Annotated in this window: 4 protein-coding genes; all 4 read left to right on the forward strand. The window is 33.6% G+C overall.

What is annotated here, in order from left to right; all coding sequences use genetic code 11:
- On the forward strand, positions 1–716 hold a 716-nt coding region (locus tag JR312_RS05275), incomplete at its 5' end, for an Rpn family recombination-promoting nuclease/putative transposase (protein WP_416647899.1).
- 264 nt (positions 717–980) lie between these two features.
- Entirely contained in the window at positions 981–2,324 is a 1,344-nt protein-coding gene (locus tag JR312_RS05280; RefSeq protein WP_416647900.1) for a hypothetical protein, read from the forward strand.
- 9 nt (positions 2,325–2,333) lie between these two features.
- Positions 2,334–4,520 carry a hypothetical protein gene (locus JR312_RS05285; protein WP_416647901.1) on the forward strand — a complete coding sequence of 729 codons (2,187 nt, stop codon included), beginning with the start codon at positions 2,334–2,336 and terminating at the stop codon, positions 4,518–4,520.
- A gap of 923 nt (positions 4,521–5,443) precedes the next feature.
- Positions 5,444–6,760 (forward strand): hypothetical protein, encoded by a 1,317-nt coding sequence (locus tag JR312_RS05290; RefSeq protein ID WP_416647902.1) that lies wholly within the window; start codon positions 5,444–5,446, stop codon positions 6,758–6,760.
- Positions 6,761–7,402: the final 642 nt, after the last annotated feature.

Here is a 7,402-nt window from a genome sequence, read left to right on the forward strand (position 1 = left end):
TTTCTAAGGGAGGGGGTAGTAGTAATACTGCTTCCTTACCTGACCAGTTCACTAAGACCAAGGGCTTCGAAAAACGTGCTCAATGTTATGCTGCCAAAGCCTACTCAAGTCAAGCTGATCAAGGTGGTAATTATCATAATCTCAAGGAAATTATCTTTATTGCTGTTGCTGATTGTATTATTTTTCCAGATAAGGCTGAGTACAAATCTAATCATGTCATTTTAGATCAAAATAGCTTTGAACATGACTTAAAGGATTTTTACTTTGTATTCATAGAATTACCAAAATTTACAAAGACAAAAGAAGACCAATTAGAAAATATAGTAGAAAAATGGTGTTATTTTTTCCGATATGCAGCAGAAACAAACGAAGAAGACCTAGATAAAATAGTTGGTAGTGACGTAATAATAAAACGAGCTTATGAAGAGATGAATAAGTTTAATTGGTCAGAAGAAGAGTTACTAGCATATGAACAAATGAAAAAACGCATAATGGATGAGGTAGCTGCTTTAGCTCAAAAATTTGATGAAGGCCTTAAGGTAGGCCAAGAAAAAGGTAGACAAGAAGGCATCCAAATCGGCCATGAAAAAGGTAAAATTGAAGGTAAAATTGAAGTTGCAAAAAACTTACTGAAAGCTGGCGTATCTGTTAACTTAATAGCTGAGTCTACCGGCCTTTCGATAGATGAAATTGAACAACTCAAGGAAAAAGCCTAAGTATTGCAACTCCCTTAAAGCTCTATCCACTTTTAACTTATTATATTTCTTTATCCACTAGTCTAGAGCCTATATCTAACTCTTCCGCTATTCTCGCTATGGCCTGTTTGATTTTCTCACCAATTCTACGTATCAGTTAAACGCATAATATCTAAATATAGAAAATGTTTTTCATAAAATTTTTCTTGTTCTTGATAAATTTAGTGTTGATATTTGATTCTAACTTTTGCATAATGCAGTAAGTATTTTTATATGGAGAGTGCAATGCCAAGAAAAACAGATCGTCATGCTGCAGTGCTTAAAAAATTACAGGGTGTTATAAAATATATAGATTCTAAAATTGCTGCTGGAAAGCGTTTAGCTATTGAAAGATGGGTAAAAGCCTATACTAGGCAAGTGAAACATCTAGAAGACAGCAAATTAGAATTCTTATGCAACATATTTCGCGATGAAAATTGTTGGTCAGGTACTAGATTGAACAACACAATTTTAGGACAGAGGTTTACTGAAGAAAAATCAGGTGAAATAGAGAACCCGCTTTCGAGATATGACATGGCATGTAGGTATTGTCTGGTAGATAAGATTCATCCTCTCTTTCAAGAGCAATTTGCATCTTACAAGGATAGTTTTCCTTCTGATGCAGTTGATGGTGACGGCAATCCAATAACTGACAGATACATGAGAGACTCATTACTAGAATATATGAAGAGTCAGGATCCTGTATTCAGTTTTTGGATCAATAAAGAGTCTGGAGAATTAGAGCAACATGATAATGCGGTAGATGGTTTTGAGAGAGCTGTAAAATTTAAGTGGAGCGAAGGAGTAGAATATTTTTGTAACCGTTTGAAAAGAGAAGATAAAGATAAGAAGATTACTGAAACAATTATTGCTTTATCCTCTGCTCAATGTAACCAAAATAGTGCTGCCATTCTAGATTTTTGTGTGCGTAACATAGGTGATAAAAATGCCCTGCTAGATAAATTATCACAGGAAGATGAGGGAATATACTCACTTCTTAACCCATTGATACGTTGGGGATTTATTGATACAGTTGAGGATGTTGTTGAAAATTTGACTCTTGAACACACTGTAATACCAGCAAATAAAATACTTTCAAGCCAAAATTACTCACTTCTTCTTTTTTCTATTTCAAAGGTCATGTTACAAAATCCTGGTCTAGAAATTAGAAAGATGATAATAAATCTCTGGAAGTGTGATCGCTTTGATCAGCATAAAAGAGCTGCTGTTGTTTCTGATATATCAATACAAGATACTCTTGCAGCATTAGTTGTTGATTGGAAACACGATGATGATAAAGGTGATTCTGGAAAGAGAGAAGAAATATTAGAAATTTTATTGTTTGCTAAAAAGTGTTGCTCACCTAAAGATTTTTCATCTTTTAAGGACTGTATAGTTGAAAATTTAAAAATGGTCGGTAGAAAAGGTATGAAAGAGGGTATTGACTACAGTGAATTAGCAAGAAGATTATTTTCTCAGTTAGAGGGGGAGAAGATGCCCTTATCTCCTGAGGTTGTTGCCTATGGTGATCATCCACAGTTCATGTTAGGAACTCCTGGTGTTAGCGGTTTGTCTGGTCATAGTAAATAGAGGTGTTTCATGGATAACGATGACGAAAATATCGGATTAATTAGAAGTCTGTTAAGTGGAGAATGTAGTGATGAAAATTGTGATGATTGTATGGATTGCCATGATTTTATTAAAAGATTTGAATCTTTTTTAGATCAATGCCCGTCTTTCTTACATTCAGTAGGTAAAGATCGTTTCTTCCCTGCATTCTTTTTCGGCATGTTTGCCACTGCATTTGATGCTGGTATTTTAAACAATGAAATGGTTTATTTTCGTTTTGATAATTATGATGGGAACAAAAAAGGAAACCTAAAGGTTGCTGTTCTTACTAATGAAGCTGATGAGCAAGGCAGAAGGATAGTGAAATGTTTCACCATTGCTGATAGGCGGAATAGTGCTGGTTCGAGGTTTAGTGAATGGGAAAGGCTAGAAGTGGAGAGGGAATTTATTGGACAAAACCAACAATTACAAGGAAATTTGGTTTTTATAGAGTACAAGGTGTATGTATGGAGGCAGAATGATGAAGAACCTACAAAATGTGAAGAGTTAGGGAATAGATTTAATGGAAATGATACAGGAAACAGAAATAATAGATTCCAAATCATTACTCCTCATATTGAGCAAAATAACTTACCAAATTTAGCAGGACTTGTGAGTAACAATACAGACAATGTAGAGTATTTAACGGGACAGGTTCTTCGGTATATTTTGAATATCCATAATAGATATAAAAATGCATTGAGTTTTTATGGTAAAGAGTCAGATTATCATGGGTTTTTAGCAGGCTTTTTTATGAATTTTAGGTATCAGCATACAGCTAATATTTACCTTGAGCTATTTGTAGGAGGTGGGTATGCAGATATCACTTTCCTTGTACGTGGTCAAGAAAGATTGACAGATTCTGTTCCCATTATTATTGAACTTAAGGCAGGAGCTACTAGAGATAAATATGCTGATAGAGCATTGGAACAAGCTGAAAATTATGTTAGAAAATGTCCTATTTCATCTATATCTATCTATACTTCATCAGAAGATGCCGTCTGTGTTGGATTGAATTTTGATCTACAACAGCAGCATTTTATGACTAGTGTGGAAAATTTTTTAGAGAGAGGCTTTCCTTTGGTAGAAAGATTGTTTGAAGCTGTAGTAGAAGGAGAAGTTGAAGTTGAAGAAAACGTTAGAGATTATCTACTTTATCCATCTTTTGGTGTACCTGCAGTACCAAGTGCTAGAAGTGGCAGTGATAGGATATTTTCTTATATGAATGGTTTTACTTTTGGAAGTGCTGCATTTGCAAGAGACACTGTATCAATCGGCAGAAGTAGAATAAATGTGACTAAGTATTTGTTTCACTATCATGATGATGATAGGATGCTGGGTCCACGAGGAAGAATTGCACAAGTAAATGTTGGAGATCGTGCTTTAACTATGGTTTTACGTGCATCTTTTACGAAACAGGAGAGAGTTATTGTATTTCATCTCCACCATATGTTGCGTCATCAATTTCCAGATATGGAGTTAGATTTATCACGATGGCCAAATGCTAGAGTTTATGAAGTAATATGTGAGCTAAATCCTGATAGAAGAGCTGAGGATGATCTAGGTATAACTGTTGGTGTAAGACTATTTCAATCACCTCATAATTATCTGAGAAATAGAGGTACTTTTATTGGTCAACTTGTACCAGTATTAAGTGCTAGAAATGTATATGATATTTCTAATATGGTTATGGAAGATGATTGGCAAAATATAGATAGGCATAATCAACTATTTGAAGCCATTTCTAGAGTGCTAATTCCATTAAAGAATGCAATAAATGTGAATAGTGAGGCCAGATTTCATTCTATATTGCATGGGATAGTTTATGCTTGTGATAATCCTGCTAGAGTGCTTATTGAATACCAAGTGGGAAGAGGAAAGAAGTTAGATCTTTTGTTATTAAGACCTATAGAGCACGGTCGAAATACTCATCCAATTGGAGAAGAATTGAAATTTGCTCGTAATGAAGGAGAGGTACAGCAGAAAATGAATGAAGGAGAAGAACAGTCAGCAGGATATATGAGTCAGAGAGGGTATAAGCGTGTTACTGATGGGAATGAGATAGTTTTATCTTGTGCTGTATTCAATAATGATGCAGAACTGCCAAATACTCTTATATCTCTTCCAGAAACTCTTCAGGTATATAATCAACTGGATCATAGTTCTATACGAAGATAATTAGTGTCTACTCAGTGGCTCGTAGAAAATGGCTAAACAGCAAAGTTGTTAGGATAAAAATAAGTTAAATATAGTGTGATTTGGCTGTTTTTTTTGATCTCCTATATAGTGCAAAGCAAAAAATGGATTACTTAAGCTTTTTAAGTTGTATTTTGGCTGTATTACTAACAGATACACTTTCTCTACCATGCTCCTATTAGATACCAAAAAAGATCTATTTTTACTATAAATTTATTCTGATTTTTTATCATTTCCAAATGAATTATTATTAATTTATCAAAAAATTAAGTTAATAACTTAAATAAAACAACCATTTCCAGCACTCAAAACCAAGGGCGGTGAGAGCTTTTTGTTTTGGGATGGCATGGTCTACCAAATGTACCATACGAACTTTTTAATATAGTGGTTCTGCTATACGATGAAACTAGCCATATTAGCTTACTTTCGCCAAATCTACATACGAACTGTTTTACCCAACTTTGTTGCAACAATTTAAATCTTCTATTTTTGTAACCTTATTTTTACGTAGCTTGTTCTCACAAATATACGATCTATTTTTATCTTTTTGAACAAAGTAAACATTTAAAATTTTTATGACGCTGAGGAGTATTGTATTTCCTGTAAATTCCAATAAAATTTTTGTATCCATTAATATAGAAAATGTTTTTCTTGAAGTTTTTTTATCCTTGGCAGTTGTTAGGTCGCTGTTTAATTCTAACTTTTACATAATACCACATATGGGCCAAGAACGTCATGCTACAGAGGTTGTCCAGAAACGGTTTTTTGTTGGATATCAAAGATATATGAAGTGATAGTAGAAGAACACAACTCTCTAAAAAATATAAAAGTTAGAAAAATTATACTTGCATTGGCTTTTATTCATGCTAATTATTGTACATAATATGTTTATAGATTGAGGGGGTATGGTGTTAGGATATATTTCAAAGGATGAGCAGATCTGTGCAAATAGTGGGTTAGCCACTGAAGAACAGCGTACGGAACCTTTTGGTCAGCACACTCTTGAAGGCAGCGCATCATCGTTAAGTCAAGAACAAAGTGATGATGACTGGAATGAGTCCGTTATTGAAGACAACAATACTGTTGTTGAAAGTTCTTTTATTCCAGAAAACTCAATTTTAATGAATTTAGCAAATCTGTTAACTGAGAGCGAAAAAGCTTCGATTGATGAATTTCATGACAAGATGGAAAGTATAATGAAAGAGTTTCATAAAAATAGATATGAAAATTCTGCAAAGGTCACTCTAGAAAAGATGGAACATTTAATAGATGAATATTTGAAAAGAAAAATAAAGCTAAATTTACGCTGTGATCACTATGAATGCACTGTGTCGAATTTTGTATTCAAAAAAATAATTGATATTGCTAATGCTAGTAGTGTTATGCGTATAACGCCTACTACTAGATCACGATATAAAGACAATGGAGAAGAGGCAGTGGATGAGTGGGAAGAGGCTTTAGAACCTTTATTCAATATTGTCAATAAACTACTATCAGCGGGTGCAAAAATAGAGTCTGACTTCTACAATGATAGAATGATAGGTGAGACTATGTGGGGAAATGATGAGCCTATTTTTACAGAGTGTAAAAAAATTAAGGACGAACTAAAAAGTATCGCATATAAAGGTTTAGTAAACAAGAATGAACAGATTCAAGATGATGATCTGAAAGTAGAAGTAGATAACAATCTTGTTTTTTTCAGATGGCCACAAAATAGTATCGTTGAAGTTACAAAGGTTATGAATAGTAAGGTGAATGAGAATTTCAGTATAGAAAGTAGCATCTTACAGATCGGGGAAAGTATAATAAGAGTTGAAAGCATAGGAAGAAAAAGAAATTATACAGATGTCTTAGGAGGTGGCATTGAAATGTCCTTTATCACTGAAGTAGGCAAGATTAGTATTCATCTATGTCCTAGTGATGAAGGTAGTAATATAATAAAAGTAAATCTTGATGAAGAGAACCAGGAGAAGTTTGACAAATTAAAAGATCAATCAAGTTTAGGGGAAAGCTGCCTTTTAGGAGGGAAAAGTGTTCTACAAGCTATAAAAGATAAAGGTTTTGAAAGAAACGGTCAAATACTTATAGAGTTAGCTGAAACTATTAAACAATCAGATTTTGTAGTGAAAGAATCAGGTATTCCATCTACTCTTATGAGGCCAATCGATAGTTTAGACCAACTGCAAAAGATGGGGGCTTCGAAAGAAATAGCAGTGTGTTAATAAAGTCAACTAAAATTATTAAACAAAAGAAAGATCTTGGAGGGTAAAAAAATTGATGTATCTTCAAAGCAAGATTTTTTGAGGTATAAACCATACGCTCAAGCTGAGGAGAAATAGTAGGGGAATAAGTGTTGAGTTAATAATTTAGAGATTCTTCTAAAGAAATTATTTTCCTTTCTTGGTATTTATTCTTTTATAGGTATAGCCTTTTGTGTTTGATTCAAAAAAGACTGGCTGCTCCACACTTTCTACTTTCTCGAATTTTGTGTTTGATTGAATTGACTTTTATGATATCTACAGAATTTCCTTTATCAAACCAACTACATGATTCAACGGAAGAAGGGCTATCAGAAACATTAGGCTGTTACGCAATAATTTTGAAACTCTGAGGTAATTTCACATATAAGTTTAAGATTATCACTATTTTCATTATATAATTCAGCTTTTAATACTGATTTACCTGAATTTTTAAAGTATCGGTTTTCTGGCACATGCTCTTCTGTTCTTTTGTAAATTAAGACCATAAAACTTCTCTAATTGCTCACTCCACAGCATCGGTATTTCCCTCAAGTCAGCTAACTTTAAACCCCTTGGCTGGGAACGTTCAAAAAAGTGTGTCAAACCGAAAAAAAAGTAATAAAT

It is taken from the genome of Wolbachia endosymbiont of Nasonia giraulti, assembly GCF_048054155.1.
GTDB lineage: Bacteria > Pseudomonadota > Alphaproteobacteria > Rickettsiales > Anaplasmataceae > Wolbachia > Wolbachia pipientis_C.